This is a genomic window from Crocosphaera sp. (assembly GCF_030064895.1).
Classification (GTDB): Bacteria; Cyanobacteriota; Cyanobacteriia; order Cyanobacteriales; family Microcystaceae; genus Crocosphaera.
In genome coordinates, this window is the sequence record NZ_JASJEB010000051.1 from 1 (window position 1) to 16,591 (window position 16,591).

Annotated in this window: 23 protein-coding genes; 10 read left to right on the top strand and 13 right to left on the bottom strand. The window is 36.9% G+C overall.

Annotated features, from left to right (window positions below; all coding sequences use genetic code 11):
- Positions 1-387: GUN4 domain-containing protein (locus tag QNJ66_RS13180; protein ID WP_300507590.1), on the top strand; the 387-nt coding region annotated here is incomplete at its 5' end.
- Positions 388-503: 116 nt separating this feature from the next.
- Here QNJ66_RS13180 and QNJ66_RS13185 read toward each other — a convergent pair.
- Positions 504-680, bottom strand: coding sequence for a hypothetical protein (locus QNJ66_RS13185; protein WP_300507593.1), 177 nt, complete (start codon positions 678-680; stop codon positions 504-506).
- 163 nt (positions 681-843) lie between these two features.
- On the opposite strand from QNJ66_RS13185, the gene QNJ66_RS13190 reads away from it, so the two are divergent.
- Positions 844-1,314, top strand: a complete 471-nt coding sequence (locus QNJ66_RS13190; protein WP_300507596.1) for a four helix bundle protein — start codon at positions 844-846, stop codon at positions 1,312-1,314.
- Positions 1,315-1,343: 29 nt separating this feature from the next.
- Here QNJ66_RS13190 and QNJ66_RS13195 read toward each other — a convergent pair whose 3' ends face one another.
- Positions 1,344-1,604, bottom strand: coding sequence for a transposase (locus QNJ66_RS13195; RefSeq protein WP_300507598.1), 261 nt, complete (start codon positions 1,602-1,604; stop codon positions 1,344-1,346).
- 78 nt (positions 1,605-1,682) lie between these two features.
- The gene (locus QNJ66_RS13200; protein WP_300507601.1) at positions 1,683-2,462 is read right to left on the bottom strand and encodes a hypothetical protein; all 780 of its coding nucleotides are present in this window, start codon (positions 2,460-2,462) and stop codon (positions 1,683-1,685) included.
- A gap of 61 nt (positions 2,463-2,523) precedes the next feature.
- Here QNJ66_RS13200 and QNJ66_RS13205 point away from each other — a divergent pair, with 61 nt between their 5' ends.
- Complete coding sequence (locus tag QNJ66_RS13205) at positions 2,524-3,276, top strand: DUF4336 domain-containing protein (protein ID WP_300507602.1); 753 nt, start codon at positions 2,524-2,526, stop codon at positions 3,274-3,276.
- A gap of 30 nt (positions 3,277-3,306) precedes the next feature.
- On the opposite strand, the gene QNJ66_RS13210 is transcribed toward QNJ66_RS13205, so the two are convergent.
- A complete protein-coding gene (locus tag QNJ66_RS13210) occupies positions 3,307-4,221 on the bottom strand; it encodes a hypothetical protein (protein WP_300507605.1) in 915 nt (304 codons plus the stop codon).
- Positions 4,222-4,491: 270 nt separating this feature from the next.
- Between QNJ66_RS13210 and QNJ66_RS13215 the strand changes: the two genes are divergently transcribed.
- Both QNJ66_RS13215 and QNJ66_RS13220 read left to right on the top strand, forming a co-directional pair.
- A complete protein-coding gene (locus tag QNJ66_RS13215) occupies positions 4,492-4,818 on the top strand; it encodes a hypothetical protein (RefSeq protein ID WP_300507608.1) in 327 nt (108 codons plus the stop codon).
- Positions 4,819-4,940: 122 nt separating this feature from the next.
- On the top strand, positions 4,941-6,119 hold the full coding sequence (locus tag QNJ66_RS13220; RefSeq protein WP_300507611.1) for a serine hydrolase domain-containing protein: 1,179 nt from the start codon (positions 4,941-4,943) through the stop codon (positions 6,117-6,119).
- A 266-nt stretch (positions 6,120-6,385) separates the two neighbouring features.
- Here the strand turns inward: QNJ66_RS13220 and QNJ66_RS13225 are convergent, their stop codons facing one another.
- The 6 genes from QNJ66_RS13225 to QNJ66_RS13250 all read right to left on the bottom strand — a co-directional run bounded on the left by QNJ66_RS13225 (position 6,386) and on the right by QNJ66_RS13250 (position 11,100).
- Complete coding sequence (locus QNJ66_RS13225; protein ID WP_300507614.1) at positions 6,386-7,417, bottom strand: metal-dependent hydrolase; 1,032 nt, start codon at positions 7,415-7,417, stop codon at positions 6,386-6,388.
- 12 nt (positions 7,418-7,429) lie between these two features.
- Complete coding sequence (locus QNJ66_RS13230; protein WP_300507617.1) at positions 7,430-7,945, bottom strand: hypothetical protein; 516 nt, start codon at positions 7,943-7,945, stop codon at positions 7,430-7,432.
- Between the two features lie 87 nt (positions 7,946-8,032).
- Positions 8,033-8,572 carry a hypothetical protein gene (locus QNJ66_RS13235; RefSeq protein WP_300507619.1) on the bottom strand — a complete coding sequence of 180 codons (540 nt, stop codon included), beginning with the start codon at positions 8,570-8,572 and terminating at the stop codon, positions 8,033-8,035.
- Positions 8,573-8,632: 60 nt separating this feature from the next.
- Positions 8,633-9,628, bottom strand: a complete 996-nt coding sequence (locus QNJ66_RS13240) for a type IV secretory system conjugative DNA transfer family protein (RefSeq protein ID WP_300507620.1) — start codon at positions 9,626-9,628, stop codon at positions 8,633-8,635.
- Positions 9,629-9,670: 42 nt separating this feature from the next.
- Positions 9,671-10,492 (bottom strand): hypothetical protein, encoded by an 822-nt coding sequence (locus tag QNJ66_RS13245; RefSeq protein WP_300507623.1) that lies wholly within the window; start codon positions 10,490-10,492, stop codon positions 9,671-9,673.
- Complete coding sequence (locus tag QNJ66_RS13250) at positions 10,465-11,100, bottom strand: hypothetical protein (RefSeq protein WP_300507626.1); 636 nt, start codon at positions 11,098-11,100, stop codon at positions 10,465-10,467. The genes QNJ66_RS13245 and QNJ66_RS13250 overlap by 28 nt, the downstream gene beginning before the upstream one ends.
- 755 nt (positions 11,101-11,855) lie before the next feature.
- Between QNJ66_RS13250 and QNJ66_RS13255 the strand changes: the two genes are divergently transcribed.
- The 5 genes from QNJ66_RS13255 to QNJ66_RS13275 all read left to right on the top strand — a co-directional run bounded on the left by QNJ66_RS13255 (position 11,856) and on the right by QNJ66_RS13275 (position 14,549).
- Positions 11,856-12,323, top strand: a complete 468-nt coding sequence (locus QNJ66_RS13255) for a hypothetical protein (protein WP_300507628.1) — start codon at positions 11,856-11,858, stop codon at positions 12,321-12,323.
- A gap of 98 nt (positions 12,324-12,421) precedes the next feature.
- Positions 12,422-12,823, top strand: coding sequence for a PadR family transcriptional regulator (locus QNJ66_RS13260; protein ID WP_300507631.1), 402 nt, complete (start codon positions 12,422-12,424; stop codon positions 12,821-12,823).
- Entirely contained in the window at positions 12,816-13,022 is a 207-nt protein-coding gene (locus tag QNJ66_RS13265; RefSeq protein WP_300507633.1) for a hypothetical protein, read from the top strand. Before QNJ66_RS13260 ends, QNJ66_RS13265 begins: the two co-directional genes overlap by 8 nt.
- Before the next feature lie 285 nt (positions 13,023-13,307).
- Positions 13,308-14,027 carry a ParA family protein gene (locus tag QNJ66_RS13270; protein ID WP_300507636.1) on the top strand — a complete coding sequence of 240 codons (720 nt, stop codon included), beginning with the start codon at positions 13,308-13,310 and terminating at the stop codon, positions 14,025-14,027.
- A gap of 69 nt (positions 14,028-14,096) precedes the next feature.
- Complete coding sequence (locus QNJ66_RS13275; RefSeq protein ID WP_300507639.1) at positions 14,097-14,549, top strand: hypothetical protein; 453 nt, start codon at positions 14,097-14,099, stop codon at positions 14,547-14,549.
- A 235-nt stretch (positions 14,550-14,784) separates the two neighbouring features.
- Here QNJ66_RS13275 and QNJ66_RS13280 read toward each other — a convergent pair whose 3' ends face one another.
- From QNJ66_RS13280 to QNJ66_RS13290, 3 genes are read right to left on the bottom strand one after another with little or no spacing between them, the layout of a single operon-like run.
- The gene (locus QNJ66_RS13280) at positions 14,785-15,855 is read right to left on the bottom strand and encodes an IS630 family transposase (protein ID WP_300507642.1); all 1,071 of its coding nucleotides are present in this window, start codon (positions 15,853-15,855) and stop codon (positions 14,785-14,787) included.
- 16 nt (positions 15,856-15,871) lie between these two features.
- Positions 15,872-16,237 carry a hypothetical protein gene (locus QNJ66_RS13285; RefSeq protein ID WP_300507644.1) on the bottom strand — a complete coding sequence of 122 codons (366 nt, stop codon included), beginning with the start codon at positions 16,235-16,237 and terminating at the stop codon, positions 15,872-15,874.
- Between the two features lie 7 nt (positions 16,238-16,244).
- Positions 16,245-16,550, bottom strand: a complete 306-nt coding sequence (locus QNJ66_RS13290) for an HNH endonuclease (protein WP_300507646.1) — start codon at positions 16,548-16,550, stop codon at positions 16,245-16,247.
- Between the last annotated feature and the right edge of the window lie 41 nt (positions 16,551-16,591).

Consider the following 16,591-nt stretch of genomic DNA (forward strand, 5'->3'; position numbering starts at 1 on the left):
AGGTTAAGTGAGTCAGATATCGATAACTTCCCCTGTAATGACTTACGCACCATTGATCAACTTTGGGTACACTACAGCAATGGTAAATTTGGCTTCAGCGTCCAGAAAAAAATCTATATGGATGAACTTGGAGGAACAAGAGACTATAATAAAAAAATCTGGTACGAGTTTTGCGATCGCGTCGGTTGGAGAAAAGGAGGAGACTATGTGAGTTACTCAGACCTCACGTTTGAATTACTAGATACTACACCAGTGGGACACCTTCCCGAGTGTGGAGTACCTCTGGAGATATCGGATGTGTTGGGGGTTTCTCTGGAGATGGTTTCTCTCGCGCAAAGACTTGTAACCTGTAAGATAGAAGACTTACAGGCGATTGTCAAGAGTTAATTTTCCGTTCATTTTTTACGAAGTCATGGGGTTTTCCTGAATTCGATACCTGGCACTTAACAATTAATAATCATTTCACCCAACTTGGCCAGGTCAACTGATAACCGATATTTTCCTCAACCATCATTAAAGAACTGCATAGCAACTTGTGGGTTATAAGCGTTAGCAACCACGAACTTTTCTGCTACTTCTCTTATTTCTGCTTTATAGGTTTCATCTACTGCCCAAGGCAACTTAGTTTGACCAGGACTGCGTTTCTTTTTATCCTTTATCTTCAACACCTTGGGTAACAATTTCTTACCCCAATGATACTTTCTTTCTGACTTTGGTTTAGGTTTATACTTGTGACAAAAACCCGCCCTTCGGTAAGTCAAAAGTCAAAAGTCAAAAGTCAAAATTATGTTTTTAAATACCTAAAAAAGCTATAATGTTAGTATTATATTTCTTGGTAATTTAATGAGCAATTATATTCCAATCACTGAACGAACTTTTAACTTTGCTGTTAGGATAACCAAGTTATGTATAGCAATAGACAGGCTAGTTAGGACACATAAATTATATTTTAAGGGAACAGGGAACAGGGAACAGGGAACAGAAAAATGTCCTAATAGCTTTGGCGACTGCTATAACTATCTAGATCAACAATCAGGAACTCCACGTTTATTAGCTTCTCAATTGTTTAGATCAGGGACTTCAATAGGAGCTAATATAGAAGAATCCCAATCAGCAGAAAGTGGGAAAGATTTTATTAGTAAACAATCAATAGCTTTAAAGGAAGCACGGGAAACAAGATATTGGCTCAAACTATTAATTAAAGCTGAATTAATTCCCGAAGAAAAAGTTTCTAGTATTCTTAATGAATGCGAAGAATTAATTAAAATAATTGCTACTTCTATTGTTACTAAAAAGAAAAACTTAAAGAATTAATTTTTGCCTTTTGCCTTCTAACTTTTGCCTTACCGAAGGGTGTACCAATTTAACCAGTGCATAATTTTGGGTAAATCTTCTGGTTGTTTTGGTTCTATGAGATAATGGACATGATTACTCATAATACACAGCGCATAAAGTTTAAATTGATATTTAGCGATCGCCTGATTTAAAACATAGATAAAAACTTCTCTGCATTCGTGACGAAGCAACTTAAATTCACGATTATTACAACGAGTGGTTACATGATAACAATAACCTGCTTTTAACTCTCTGGGTTTTCTTGGCATAGCTTTTAATCATCAATTCTTCCTGAATTTTGATGATTAATGATTTTCAGGAGTTCCCGTTGATTTTGATAACTAAAATTAATTAATTCCAACCAATTGCCTCAACGCCCTAACCGCTTCATCTTGTTTTGTACTGCTTAAAGTTAACTGTTCATTTAACCTATTTTCCTTCTCTTCAAAACTTAACCATTGTTCCGTTGTTCCTTCACCAAACTGGTAACGAATACGGAATACTTCACGGGAAACCTCAAACGTTTTAATCTGACTTTCTACTAACTCAACTTGTCTCGTTGCAGCTTCATAACTTAGTAATAACTGTAAAACTTTTTCCCCTAAGAAAATCTTTTCTTGTTCTCGTTGTCGTTCTAATTCTGCCCTTGCAGCTTCCAAGGTGGCCCCTTTAATCTCTAAATCTGCAATCGCTAATCTATCCCGTTGGTTATGACCCCCACCAGCTAAGTTTTGAATCCAAGCAAAGGGGTTAACCACATCAAGAACACTGCTGGTATTGCTTGATGTTGGTAGGTAATTTGTCCATAGTTTTGATTCAGCATAATCTTTTCTGTCCCCCATCAAGGCCAATCTTTCATCAATTAAGATTATTCTCTCGTTGAGGGTTTGTAGGGTTAGGGAATTTGCGATCGCCTTTTCAGTTAGTTGTTCAACACAGAGGTTGGTGGTGTCAAGACAGGGGAGGGGATTTTGGATTAAATATTTTTGATTTTGGATTGGGGGGTTGTTATTAATGACAGGTTTTTCTTGATTATTAACTATATATTTTTCCTCTTGTGAAAGTGCGATGAGAGGATTAGTTAAGATTAAGATGATAAGTAGATTTAGTATTCGTGAATTCAGCAAAGATGAATGAATTTATGAAACATTTGAACAGTGTAATTTTATTTTACCTTTCTGAGTAGCTATGAGACGCGATACGATGGAGCTATATGAACCGATCAACATCCTTAAACAAGTCGGTGAAGATATTTGGCTTGTTGATGGTCCAATTGTACAGATGTCAATGTATGGGGTCAAGCTTCCTTTTCCAACCCGTATGACTATTGTAAAGTTAAGTAATGATGAGCTATGGTGCCATTCACCAACAGAATTGACTCCAGAACTCAAAACTCAAATTGATTCTCTTGGACCAGTGCGCCACCTAATTTCGCCCAACAAAATTCACTATACACATATTAATGCCTGGGCTAAAGCTTATCCAGATGCAATAGCATGGGCATCTCCAGGTGTCCGTGAGCGTGCAGCACAGCAGAAAATCGAAGTTAGTTTTAATGCGGATTTGGACAATGATCCACCGGTCCATTGGAAGGAAGACTTAGATCAATTAATCTTTCGAGGTAGTCGATTCATGGATGAAATAGTATTTTTTCACCGAAATAGTGCTACCCTGATTTTGACCGATCTTATTGAAAATTTTGAACTGAATAAAGTTGGTAAGCGGCTTGGTTGGCTGATGAAATTGGTGGGTATTACTGATCCTGATGGAAAAACTGCATTGGATTTGCGAATGACATTTTGGGGACGAAAAGAGGAGTCACGTAGCTGCTTAAAGCGAATACTTCAGTGGAACCCTGAAAAAGTTATCCTAGCTCACGGTCGTTGGTATGAGAATAATGGTGCTACGGAGTTGCGTCGTGCTTTTCGCTGGCTTGAATAACTTTCAGAAGATAGTAAGCTAACACTTCAGTTACCTATTCCTTACCATCAAAGTTATTTCAGCAGTCAAACTACCATCAGGACTCTGACCAAGCCATTTTATCCTGCGTACCGTCCCATCATAAGGACTTTTAACCACACTGAGATTGGCGATCGCATTTTCAACCTCATTCAGTTTCCCCTGTAACTGCGCTTCTTGAAACTCCCTACCTGCTAACTGTTGTTGATATTCTGCTAACTGTCTCTCATAACTACTTCTAGAAGTGTTCATCTGTTCTACTCTTCTAGCAGTTGCTAAGGATGCTTGATATTCTTGGTATGCACGAGAATCTTTAGCAGTTTGTAATTTACCCATCGCTAATTGATAATCCCTAATTGCTGAGGTCAGTTTTGATTTTAATTGGTTTAATTTAACAGTTTCATGGTCAAGAATAATGGTATCTAAATTCTCTACTTCCTGTAAATATTCTATTTCTTTTTCCTTTACTTCAATCTGGGATTCAATGGAAGTGATCGCAGTTTTTGTTTTCTCTACCATTGCCTCTTGTTCAAAGTAGGAATTAGGGGGTAAAGCTTTGATAGTAGGGGGTAAACTAGGAGGCGTAGGAGGTAACGGTTGATAACTTTGCAGTTTTTGAAGAGATAAATTAAGTTGTCTTTTCTGTGCTTGTAACCGTTGAGTTGCCCTATCACGACTAGCAATAATTTGACCTGTTTTAATCTGGGAACCTTCACTAACTTTTAAATCTTGAGGTTCAGCTATTTTTACAGTTATAGTTAACCGTCGGGGTTGAGTTTGTTCAGTGGTTTGTTCAGTGGTGACTTGAGCCACTATATTATTATTAGTGCCATCAGTTTGACCATTAGTAGGAATAGAAAAATTACCAGCAACAGCAACAGTTACCAATCCTGCGGTTCCCCATCCTAAAAATTGTCCTATCTGCATAAGCGTTTAATAATTCGTCTGTTTCTCTATTATATTCACAGTTGGGAGGGAAATACAGTGATACATGACAGCTAAGGGGATTTGGGAAGAACCCCAAACAAATAAATATGAGAGAAAGCGCGAATAAGATCCAGGACAAATAATTAATTTTTTCTTCTACTTTTTTCTATTTATTTCTATTTAAATAAAGAAATAAGATAGATGATTGGGACTGACATCCCTTTTTATTTTGTTATATAGTGATGATATTGGTTCAATAAAGGAGTTGTTATGAAGACTAATCGTAACTCATTTTTTTGTCTATGCACTATTACTATTGGAATTATTTCTTCAATAGTAATCTCTCCAGTATTTGCTCAACAACGACAATATCAGACATCTCCAGAAATTAATGTCAAACCCATATATCATCAAGATCAAATGTTAACTATTGGAGATGTCGATGAAAAACTACAACCAATATATCACTGTAGCAATTATCAATGTACTTGTAATATAGGTTCAGATTGTGACGAAATGTTTGACACAATAAGTATTGTAAGTTGTAAAGATGGAAGCCCTGGTCAACTAAGTTGTACAGCAGAGCCAAGAAATTAATAGATTTAGTCAACTTTGAAAAATAAGGCACACTTTTATAGCGACTAAATCAATAGTTCAGAATTAATTCATAGTATTTTTGAAAAAAAGAAGTATCGGGTATTTGTAAAGGAGAAAACACCATGGCTATTCGACAACTTACTCCCCCGTCGACCAACGGGAAAACGGCAATCAACTCCCAAAATCCTCAAGACTTTGATCTAGAAGTATTCTTCAACAGAGTCAACCAACAGATGAGAAATCGGTTTAAGGGGTTTGCGGTAATCTTGAGTGACCCGAATGGCGACCGACTCGGATTCACTCGGGACGGTTGGGCGATTGATCCAGATGACAGCGGTTCGAGTGAACTATTCACGTTGAATACACCAACTGCCATTGGGAGCGTGACTAAGCTCTTTACCACTGTTACGGTTTTGAAGCGGAGTACGGGTGCTGGGCAATACCAAAGCCTTAGAGAGCGTCTCCAGAGCCGCTTTTCTCACTTTCTGCCGCGTCGTTGGTGGGATAATGTGCATCAAGATTACCGCAATGTGACGGTTGCAGAGCTACTTCAGCACAAAGCAGGGTTTCAAAAAACAGGTGATGCCCACATCTCTGTCCGTTTGAGCAAACCGCGCGAACTGGATACGACTCCCGGAACTCGAAAGTATTCCAACACAAGCATGGGCATCTTTCACTTTATTTTCGCTAAGTGGGGCTTGTATTACTCGTGGGAGCTTAATGAGGCTGAAATTCAGCACCGCAACTCTAGTACAGAGATTTACAACAAGGAGATCCAGAAGGCCACTTCTCGCAATTTCAACGTCAACGGACTCTACGAGATGATCCTAAAACCGCTCGAAATTCAAGCTTCGGCTGATCCGAATAATGGGAAGTGGCCAGTTGGGATGTCAGAATACTTTTCGTATGGAACACCTGCACGCACGTACTCGTCACGAACCGACAATACGGGGAATCTACTAGCCGATGGCACCCGCAATGCCGCATCAGGAGGGCTGTACATCTCTGCCAAAGGCTTAGCTAAATTCATTTCCAGTGTCAAATCTGGACCGTTCCTCACCTCTGAGCAGCGTAATCTAATGATAAATAATGGTCCGGAGGAAGACCTGTTTGCGTTCAGTACCAGGCCATGCAAGGGTGGTTTTTGCTTCAAACATAACGGTTTCCGTAGTGGCTCACACGCAAATGTCTTGATCTTCCCCAACCGATTCAGTGCCGTGTTCGTCGCAAATTCACCAGACCGTGATTTGGACGTGCAAGGAGTCTTGATTTCGGCGTACAACACCGCCCATTCAAGCTGATAAGACCGTATATCAAAGACCTTCAAGAAGTCAGAAGTTCCTCACTACGTAATGAGCAACCTCTGACTTCGAGCGAAGCGATAAGCAGTAGAGGGCGATTTGTCTTTTTCCCCATGTATCATGACTTAATGTAACAGACAGTTCTTCGAGCATTACTACAAAAATACTACCTTATTTCAAAACTATTGTATAGTCAGGGATAGAAGCTCCTACATGATCAAATACGTAGAAGTACCCTAATGTATAGCTTACTTAAAAATTTCGGTTTAAGGCTTCGGTGTAATTATCTTAGCTGTCAAAGTCCCGATCGCATACTGGTCTTTCAAATAAGTTAACGCTTCCTCAATAGGACACCACCTCAACTTAAGACTACTTCCCGTTAATTCAATCACCGTATATTCTTCTGGTTCTATCTTTATTTTAACCTCTTCAGGAAAATCAATTGTTAAATTACCGGTTAAATAAATAGCAGCATTTTGATAAGAATTATTAAGTTGTTGTAGTTGAGAAATAGCATCCTCATCATCAAAGGTTAAAGTCTGTATCACAGTGGTTGCTGTTTCCCCCACAGTAGTATTTAACTTACTAGGAATAATCTGCTCATTGGTCTTATAAACTCCTTCTCCATCAGTCACAATGAACTCACTTCCTTCTGTTCCCAGTATCAAAAACTTACCTTCAACGGAGGAGCGATCGCTTGCTTTAACCCCTTTAATTTCTGCATAAACATGATGACTAGCAGCCTTCTCATTATAAACTTCAATCAGTCCATCTTTTAACCCTAATTGTTGACTAACTTTTTGAGTAATTCCCCCATCATTAGCCAAATTAAAACCCACTATTAACAAAGCAGTAGCTGCTGCTAATACCCACAATTCAGCAGCACTCCCCGTCTTTAATCTTCTGCGAGGGTTACTAACACTAATTGCCCAAGCAGGATAAGGATAAAATAATTGTACACCTTGTCTGGTAAAACAATCACTAAAACAAGACAATAAATGACCCAAAGGTAAAGCAATTAAACCCCAAATATTCCCTAACAAATAATAACCAACTAACACAGAACAAATAGCAATGAAACCTGTTGCTAAGAGGGAATGAGTAATAGTTCGATGGGGGAATCTATCCTCTATCCAATGGGAAATAGGAAACAATATTTGACCAATTAAACTGGTACTTGTATCCAAATCAGGTAATTGTGAACCCAACACAGCTAAACCCAAGTTGAAGGGACTGGCAGTTCCTAAAATTAACGAGGTTCCTGCTGCTGCGATCGCTGCGTGGGTTATGGCCATCATGGTGATTTTGGATTATTGAGATTTTTGATTTTCCATGGAAGCTAGAGTATTCCGTAAAATAGACTCAAATGTTTTGGCATCATCAGCAATGCGACGAGCAGGACCTGCATCACCATTTGTACGACGTGCGTGAAAATAATCAGTTTTTTCATCGGTGATGAAATCACTAAGCTTTTTACCAGTAAAGTGTCCTGTTTTCATTCCAGAAGCAAGAATACGATAGGCAATAATTGGGTCAAGAGCTTTTTCTGGAGACAAAACTAAATCATTATCTGTACCAGCTAAATTTAAAGCTTCATTCATGTGCTGATAATTAAACTTGCCTGTTAACAATATATAACCACGTCCCCTATATCGAGCACCATCACCAGGCATACCATTCCCAAGATCTTTTCTTCCTCCATACAGTCGTTCAAGTGCCTCATCTGAACCAAATTCAGTGGTTGGTTGATAGCGGCTAGCTGTTTCATATTTTATAGTAGCTAAGATGTAAGCAATCTGCCGAACATCTGTTATAGCAGTCGCCAAAGCTATTAGGACATTTTTCTGTTCCCTGTTCCCTGTTCCCTGTTCCCTTAAAATATAATTTATGTGTCCTAACTAGCCTGTCTATTGCTATATATCTTTATCTTTTTCAATAAAAGTAAAGAGTTTAGATAATGCGGACCTGCCTTCTGGAGAAAGTTTACCAAACTTTTGCACATACTCTTTAAAGAATATATCTAAAGATTCAGCTGTAGTAGGAACTAAAACTGGAATTTCTGATGGATTATTTTCAGCTATACTCCTTAACTTTTGGCTATCTAAACTAATAATAACCCCAGAGTTGACTAGAAAAAGTAGCTGTTTAGCTGCCTCTTTTTGATTAGAAGCTTCTAGTGCATCTTGAATCAAATTAAACTCAAATTTCTGTCTTTCCAGTTTAAAATTTGCATTACCTTGAAGAACTGCCCCGATTCCAGTGCCAATCAATCCAGAAATTGCAGTTATACTACCTATTAGCAATGGAGAAGTCAGCCATAATCCTTTTCTATCGAGGCGATTTTTAGCTTCTACTTCTTTCTCTCTTAGAGCTAGTTCTCGCTCTCTTAAGGCAATTTCTCTTTCCCTGGCATTGTTATCAGAAACTGCTTTTTGAGAATCCTGATCAGACATATTAAATACCTCCCATTCTCAGCTTAAACAATACATACACCATCTTTAATACACCACACTTCAATTCCCATAATCCTTAATTCTATAACTATGAATCTCCGATAAATCAGGTAATAATCCAATTCTCGGTTTACCCATAGTGGTTAAAATAATTGGTAAATTATTCTCATTAACTTCTATCGCTGACCTCAAAGTTTTCATTAACTTATTACGTTTCTGACTATCTTTAAAGACATTAGAATCATTAATTATCCCTTCTATACTAGCATATCCTCCATCCCCTTCTGCTGTTAATCTTCCTTGTCCTACCAAAGCAATAGAACGTCTCATAGCGGTACTAATTCCTGTTTCAGTAGCCAAGTGAGTTTGAGACACTAAAAATACATGAACTTTATGCTCTCTTCCCTTAGCAATAATCGTATTAATATGTAAACTAATGGACTGTAAATCATACTCTGCTTTGATTTTAGGTGGTAACTTCTTAAGAGAATCATAAAGACTATACCATTCATCAATAATCAAATAAACATCATGTTCTGGTTCTGGTAACTCCTCTCCTGACAATAATAATTGTTGACAAGATTTAATTCGATTATCAAGCAGATTAAAGATTCTTTCAGTAATCGTTTTCAATTGAATTAATTGCTCTAAAACTTCCCCTGATAAATAGAATACTGTATCATCATATAATTGTAAACCTAACCAATCAGTTGTTTTAGGATCTATAATATAAAACCTAGCAGAAATATTTAATTCATGGATTTTCTTGATAATAACCTTCATAGAAGTAGATTTACCACCACCAGACATTACTCCAAATAAAATGTGTAAATTAGTTTTAGCTAACTCTTCTAAGATATCACCTTGGTAGATTTGATTTTGGATTTTAGATTTTGGATTTTGGATTTTATTTGTAGTTTTGATAGGAGTTGGAATGGGAACTTTATTATTAGTTACAATCTTCTTACTGGTAGGAGTACGAGTTTTTATATCCTGCCAAATAAAGTATAAAGCAGGAACGAAAAATAAGGAAACAATAGTTAATAATGCAGACATTTTTAATAGTTGATAATTAATGGTTCATAAAGTTAAGACTGCTCAACCACCTAAGCGTTTTCTAGCACCTCTAACACCTCCTAATTGTTTCAAAGCCATAGCAGAAACCAAAGCCACACCCCCCGTAATATATAACCCCTTATTACCCGTTCCCATGCCAATAAAACGAACAACAGCAAAGGCAAATAAAGCAGCGATAATGACAGGCATAATCACCACATATTGAGTATGTTCAGGCATTTTGTTTAACCCATGTTTCTCATTTCTAATCACTTTTCTTGCTAACATCTGATTCCTACCTGCTAACGGTTGTAAAGCAGCTAATTGAGAATTTGTCAAGTTTAAACCTGCCTTTTTCGCTTCATCTTCCATCACCTCTCTAATTTGGCCATCACTTGGTAATTCCAACTCAACCTCACTCATCTCCAGGAAAATATCCTTACCAGGGTTAGCAGCAGCTAAACAAACCAATGTCACCCCCATAGACATTAAATCCTCCAACCAATAACGAATACTCGTTGTCAGTCGTTTTGCTTCAGGAAGAATCAATAACGTCTCCTCACTACAATTAACTGCAATTTCCTCCTTCAATAAGTCAACCGTTAACTGTTTTCCCTCCTCATTCTCAGTTGAAATCCCTAATTGAAAAGCGATCGCCTTAAAAAAGTTCTTGAGACTCCCCTTATAAATAGCGATCGCAGTGGAAAATTCCCCCAATAAAGTTTCATACAAAGCATGGGCAAAATCATTGATACCAGTTCCTACTTCCCCCAAAACCAGCAAAGAATAACCAGAACGCACAGAAGCACAAACTTTCTCAAACTCAGCCCCATTTTCTAAGAAGCAAGACGATTCTCTCTCCACTGAGTTAACAGTGTCCCTGCAACCTGTTGGGGTGTAAACTTTGGGTTGGCTGCCTCCCGTGCATTTTGCACCTTATCCCTTAATTCTGGGGGTAAATCCTCCTCATTCATACCATCAGCTAACGCACGCTTCACTAAATCCTGCATCGCTAATTCTCTAGCCTTCAACTCAGCAGCTTCATACATCAACTGTTCCATATTAAACTGTGATGTTGGTTCTTCCGGCGTTACATAAATATCTGGTTCATTTGTTCCATGACTAGACAGTTCAGTAGAATTAGCAGTTTGTAGAGTCCCATTATCTACGACAGATAAGTCTGCGGAATTATTAACAGAAGTGGTCAAACTATTATTATTTGTTGTGACAAGTTCCAAATTTTTCCTACTTTCAAACCCTTCCATTCTTCCATTTTCAGCTATGTATAAATGTAACTCATCCATCAAAGCAACTTGCTCATCTGTTAAATAAACCTTACGATTAGAACCCTTCTTGACTTGGATTCCTAAAAACTTTATGCGACTATAATAAGTATCCTTTTTAATACTATATTTGTCCATTAACGATTGTGGTCTAGTCTCGTTGTTTCGGGCAGAATCTAGGTTAGTCATGGTTATAAAAATTTTTAACGCTATTATATATAATGGGAAAGCCGGAAAAAATATTCATCCCTAGATTCTACCAGAATCTACAACATCCCCAGAAACAGCTTTTACGTTTTTAGTCTGCTATTTACCAAAACCAAGATGATAACTAAGTTTAGGGATTGTCGGGTTGTAAATTACTCAGCAACAGTGAGAATAAATAACTAGAATAGGCTTAAATATAACAGACTTACTCTCGGTTAGAGGAAATCAGTCAAATAAAAAGTAAATCTTATAATTTGATAGTTAGTGATTCTTTAATACAGAAATATCACGAATAAATTAATAGAATAATTTATAGTTTTAGGGTTAATTAGGGTACTTTTTAGCTCAGTATTTCTACGGTATGTCTTCTATCATACCAGCTAAAATAGCAACAAAACTTAATAATTGTTAATCATCAATGAATAATCAAACCGCCTAATCGTACCAGTATCATCATTTTCACTGTTTATAGGGAAGCAGCAATGTTTGTCACTCTTGTTGCATGAGTCAACATATGTAAACGATGGCAGTTGACAAATCCGCAGAAACATCGAAATTACTGGGCTTGAGCATTAATATATTGTAATTTGACAAGTAGTTTATTTTTTCGATATACTATAAATATTTCAATACTTTACAGGACAAATTTACTCATGAAACTCTCCAAGATTTTTCGACAAATGCTAAGCATCACATCCTTAGCATTAACTTTATGGGCAATATACCAGGAACTACCGATGGATGAACAAGAAAATCCTGATACTCTATTAAGCGACAACAGTGTGAATGATATTCATGGTCGAGGGACTACGGGTATTAAATTCCATTCTATTTCTGATGGAGAAATCACTACCACTTACGCCAGTCACGCTTATGGAAAAAGACCTGTATTTATAAAGTGGGTTGAATTTTCTTGGAGTCCATTTGACACTACAATCACAAGAAAATTTACAATGCACAATTCAAAGTATTTTGACTTGGTGATACAAAATATATCTTTGAGACTTAATGGGGTGATAAAAGTAGCAAAAAAAGCAAAAGCAGGAAGATATTTTATAAATCATGATGGGGTCTTAACTGCCTCAAAAATGGAACTGGCAAATAGTAATGCAAACAAACTTAATCGTTTGGCTAAGTCAAATATTGTGCCATTTTCAAGAAAAACAGTAGAACAGAGTAATCTAATCTGTTTGGTAGATGGGTAATAGTGCGGTGATAGTGGCATCACGAGAATAAGTAGCGTCGAAAAGCCACAACCAATTAATCAATTTAATTTACATAACGACAAAGAGAGGTAACACGTATGACTTTCACAACTTTCTTCAAAGGGGTCAGGGCTGCCCCTTTCCCTGAATTTTTAACCCAGGAGGTATCCTATGACTCAGCCAAACTACCCAGAACAAGTCCAAAAGAACAACTTATCCTCATCGCGATCAGCGATAGAACCATCTACGGACTTGAGATCCAGCGACTTATCGAAACAACAACAAAAGAAAATATCTCACTGGGATCACTATATCCAATTTTGCACTCACTGGCTAAGAAAGGTCTGGTCAGTTCTGTTTGGGGAGATGAAACAACCTGTGGAGCAAGAAGAAAATACTACTCTCTTACCTCTAAAGGACAAGATGTCATCAGAAACATCTTTACAACCCAATACCGACTCTTGTGCGATGACTTGCCAAAGGACGGAGGTGATGACTAAAATAGGCGGTCCTTTAGCTTACATTTTCATTGATACTGACGCTGAAGCATGGCTGGCTGAAACTGATGCACAGCGTGAAAAACTGGTAAGAAATAAGGTTGTAAAAGGCAAATGGATTTTTTATATCTATGATGCTTTATGGACGGCCGACTTTCTACTCCACGCTGTTGCTACCAGAGTAAAAATGTTTTTTAGTTAAGACTTTTACAAAAGGAATGACTTTGACATACTGAGAAATACTCAATAACCAGTCAATTTTGTAGTTAATCTTAACTAAAAATAAGATATACAACTATTATCAAGCTCTTCAAACTATATCATAGAGGAGCTTTTTTAGTGTAATTATAGAGAAATTATTTTGAAATATCAACCTATTATTAAGTTGTTTAAACACAGACAGAAGGGAACTTAAGCATTAAACACTTAATCATATAAACTGATTAAAGGATAAACTGATAAAGGTATTAAACGTTTATAGGTTAATATGTTAAAGGTAGCAGTGTTTAATTTTAAAGGTGGTACAGGGAAATCCACCACTGTCATTAATCTGGGGGCTAGTCTAACAAGTGCCAAGCAAAGGGTATTACTTATCGATCTTGATGGTCAACGGACTCTATCGTTTGGCTTGGGATTGGATGGGGATATGCCAACAGCCTTAGATTTTTTAAAAGGTGGTGAGGTGCAACCAATGGCAACTAAGGTGAAAAATCTCTTTCTCATTCCTGGGGCCTTAGAGATGTTTCAGTTGCAAACGGATCAGGATTTATTTACACCGGCTTTGTCTAACTTGACTGATTATGATGTCTGTTTAATGGATTGTTCACCAGGTTTGGGAATAACCTCAGTACAGGCCATTTTGAGTAGCGATCGCATTCTCATCCCAGTGATATGTGAACCGGCGGTACTCAAGGGATTATCAGAAGCGGTACAGTTAATCAGGGAGGAACGGCCATCGGTTCCTATTGATGTTGTTAGGGTACGTCATCGTCCGCGTTTACTGATTACTAAAGAAGCTGAGGCGTTGTTAAGTGATGCGGCCTCCGAATTAAACTATCGGTTACTACACACCACCATACCTGAAAATATTGCTGTTGCTGAGGCGATCGCTCATTCTGTTCCAGTAACAAAATATTCATCCCGTTCCAATGGAGCAAAAACTTATCGGGCCTTAGCTAAGGAATGTCAAGAGTTATGGTTCGATTAAACCCATAAAGGTATTAAACGTTTATAGGTTAAACTGTTAAAAGTATTAAATGTTAATAGGTTAAAGATTATGAATAAAAGTAGATTGGGAAAGTTAGGAACACTGGGGAAATTTTCAGGAATTAAGCAAACCTCTGAACAAGAGGAAACCATAGAAATAACTTCAACTGAAATAAGAAACCAGGAGCAGCAAGAAGTAGACTCGAATAAGACGGTCAGCAAAAAAAGCGGAGCGAACAGTTCGGAGATTGCCTCAAAAGGAGCAAGCAGACGAAGCAAGAAAAAGTCTAGTAATAAAGAGAAATTAGCAAGGATTAATATTGAGATCCGTAAATCTCAAAAAGATTGGTTAACGGATAAAGCGTTTCAAGTTAGGGAAAATAATGATGAACCAGTGCCTGCTAATGAAAGAGTTTATCCTCAGCATTTAGTGAGAGTAGCGATCGCTTTATTAGAGTCACAAGATATTGATTGGAGTGAAATCAAGAATGAGCAACAGTTACGGGAATTATTAAACCTATAAAGGTATCAAAGGTTTATATGATTAAAGTATTAAGGGATTAATAGTTAATTAGTCCCATATTTGGTGTTAAATTTTGAATAGGTCTTTAAGTCTATGGTCAGATTTCATAATGTAAATAACTTTATCTCTTAACTGTTCAAGGTCATTAATACTCCTTACTTGAATTAGTCCATTTTGCTTTAAATTTGAGGTTTTATTAATAATACTAAATCCGCTTTAGAAAGTAGACATACAGTTAAGAGTAATTTAGCCAGTGATAATTGGTTAAGTTTTTGATTTCTTCGGTCATGTTTTGGAGGATACAGCAACGTAATGCGAGAACATCTTCTATGTCCTCAATTGTTTCAAAATGCTCGTTCACCAAAGGCTCATCTACTAAAGTCCATAATCTTTCGGCTGGTTGCAGTTCCGGAGAATAAGCGGGTAAGAATTCTACTATTATTCCATTGGGAACCTTCAGGTTTTGACTTCGATGCCATCCTGCGTTATCTTCAACTAAAAGGATTTTTTTCTTTTCACTAAGTCCTACATCCTTAGCAAAAGCTTCATAGACTAAACTTAACCATTTATTATTAACTCTTGGTATTAAATACCATAATGTTTTCCCTGTTTTGGGTTCCACAAATCCATAAACATACAACCATTCATAACGATGCTGGACTACAGCTTTTGGTCTTTCACCTACTGGACTCCAGACTTTTCTAATGATAGGTTTTAATCCTACTCGATGTTCGTCAAAGAACCACACTTCTACAGTAGCATCTTTAAATTTTTCTTGTAATTCCTTAACTCTCAAAGGTAGATTCTTTTTAAATGATTCTTGTTCTATGGGATCACCTTTTCTATGTTTTGGTCTCGGTTTCTGCCAAGAATATTTGAGCTTTTTTAGGTAGTCCCACCCCCTTTGATTCCACACTTTTGTTCTTCCAGTTTCCTTTTCTATCCATCGTGCTACTTTGGGACCACTCCACAATCCACCATCAGGAGATTTCTTTTTAATTAATTTTGTTAGTTTTTTAAATTGTTGATCATTTAATAATGGTTTAATCCCTCTCAAATGGCCTTTACTTTCTTTCTTTTTATTATTGACTCCTTCAATTCCTTTTTCATTATAATTCTTTAAAATTTTCCATCCATAACTATTACTTATACCCACTGCGAGCGCACTATTTTTAACTGTCCAACCATTAGCAACTTTCCACAAAAAGTGCCATCTTCTAGCTTCTACTAAATCTTTGGTCTTTCTATATTTTTCCTTCAGTTCTGAGGTACTTAGATGATGAGCGAGGAAGGCTTGCTTAGGCATTTATCTTTATTGAAGTTTACTCTACTATTATAAGCGGATTTGGTATAATATCTTCTATTTCTTCTTTGTATTCTTTTGGGGAAACTATTGATAAATTTGATAAATAACCAATCAATTTAGATAAGGTGATTTCTGATTCATGTAGGCTTTCTGAACCTCTACCATAAGTTAACCCGATTAAATCAGAATAAAGATGTATAGCTGAAGTATAAGTGTTGTATATTTTTTCTTTAGCCCATTGTTTTCTTTCTCTTTGAACAATCAAATAATTACCAAAAAATGTAATGGTACCTGCGGTAATAAGACTTGAGATTATAGTCTGATAATCTTTGATACCATTTATTATTGAATTAATATTAATCCAGTTTAAGTCATCTATCATTAATTTTTCAAACTCCTAAATCTAATTTTAATTGACCTGGGCTAATATTTCCTCGTTTTCCTCGGTGCATATAAAGATGACAAGCACTGCACAAAGCTATGAGGTTAGATGGATGGTTATTGGAAGGATCATAATCAGAATGATGTACAGTCAAAGTTAATTTAGCTTTTAGAGATTTGTCTTTTATGGTGTTTTTAAGATAGTTGGGAGGAAAACATTCTAACCCACACCGTTGACAAGTCCACTCAGCTTTTTCTTTAACCTGTAAGGCTATTTCCTCCCAATTATCAGGATATCTATCTCGGTTTCTCATTTGTGCAGTAACAATTAGTTATTAATATTATAGCTAATTTT

Excerpts from the sequence above, each read along its gene's own strand:
- QNJ66_RS13255 (WP_300507628.1), top strand. The coding sequence starts at position 11,856 with ATGGATGAACAAGAAAATCCTGATACTCTATTAAGCGACAACAGTGTG.
- QNJ66_RS13225 (WP_300507614.1), bottom strand. The coding sequence starts at position 7,417 with ATGATGGCCATAACCCACGCAGCGATCGCAGCAGCAGGAACCTCGTTA.
- QNJ66_RS13285 (WP_300507644.1), bottom strand. The coding sequence starts at position 16,237 with ATGATAGATGACTTAAACTGGATTAATATTAATTCAATAATAAATGGT.
- QNJ66_RS13265 (WP_300507633.1), top strand. The coding sequence starts at position 12,816 with ATGACTAAAATAGGCGGTCCTTTAGCTTACATTTTCATTGATACTGAC.
- QNJ66_RS13290 (WP_300507646.1), bottom strand. The coding sequence starts at position 16,550 with ATGAGAAACCGAGATAGATATCCTGATAATTGGGAGGAAATAGCCTTA.
- QNJ66_RS13190 (WP_300507596.1), top strand. The coding sequence starts at position 844 with ATGAGCAATTATATTCCAATCACTGAACGAACTTTTAACTTTGCTGTT.
- QNJ66_RS13275 (WP_300507639.1), top strand. The coding sequence starts at position 14,097 with ATGAATAAAAGTAGATTGGGAAAGTTAGGAACACTGGGGAAATTTTCA.
- QNJ66_RS13260 (WP_300507631.1), top strand. The coding sequence starts at position 12,422 with ATGACTTTCACAACTTTCTTCAAAGGGGTCAGGGCTGCCCCTTTCCCT.
- QNJ66_RS13220 (WP_300507611.1), top strand. The coding sequence starts at position 4,941 with ATGGCTATTCGACAACTTACTCCCCCGTCGACCAACGGGAAAACGGCA.
- QNJ66_RS13215 (WP_300507608.1), top strand. The coding sequence starts at position 4,492 with ATGAAGACTAATCGTAACTCATTTTTTTGTCTATGCACTATTACTATT.
- QNJ66_RS13205 (WP_300507602.1), top strand. The coding sequence starts at position 2,524 with ATGAGACGCGATACGATGGAGCTATATGAACCGATCAACATCCTTAAA.
- QNJ66_RS13235 (WP_300507619.1), bottom strand. The coding sequence starts at position 8,572 with ATGTCTGATCAGGATTCTCAAAAAGCAGTTTCTGATAACAATGCCAGG.
- QNJ66_RS13280 (WP_300507642.1), bottom strand. The coding sequence starts at position 15,855 with ATGCCTAAGCAAGCCTTCCTCGCTCATCATCTAAGTACCTCAGAACTG.
- QNJ66_RS13210 (WP_300507605.1), bottom strand. The coding sequence starts at position 4,221 with ATGCAGATAGGACAATTTTTAGGATGGGGAACCGCAGGATTGGTAACT.
- QNJ66_RS13195 (WP_300507598.1), bottom strand. The coding sequence starts at position 1,604 with ATGCCAAGAAAACCCAGAGAGTTAAAAGCAGGTTATTGTTATCATGTA.
- QNJ66_RS13250 (WP_300507626.1), bottom strand. The coding sequence starts at position 11,100 with ATGACTAACCTAGATTCTGCCCGAAACAACGAGACTAGACCACAATCG.
- QNJ66_RS13240 (WP_300507620.1), bottom strand. The coding sequence starts at position 9,628 with ATGTCTGCATTATTAACTATTGTTTCCTTATTTTTCGTTCCTGCTTTA.
- QNJ66_RS13270 (WP_300507636.1), top strand. The coding sequence starts at position 13,308 with ATGTTAAAGGTAGCAGTGTTTAATTTTAAAGGTGGTACAGGGAAATCC.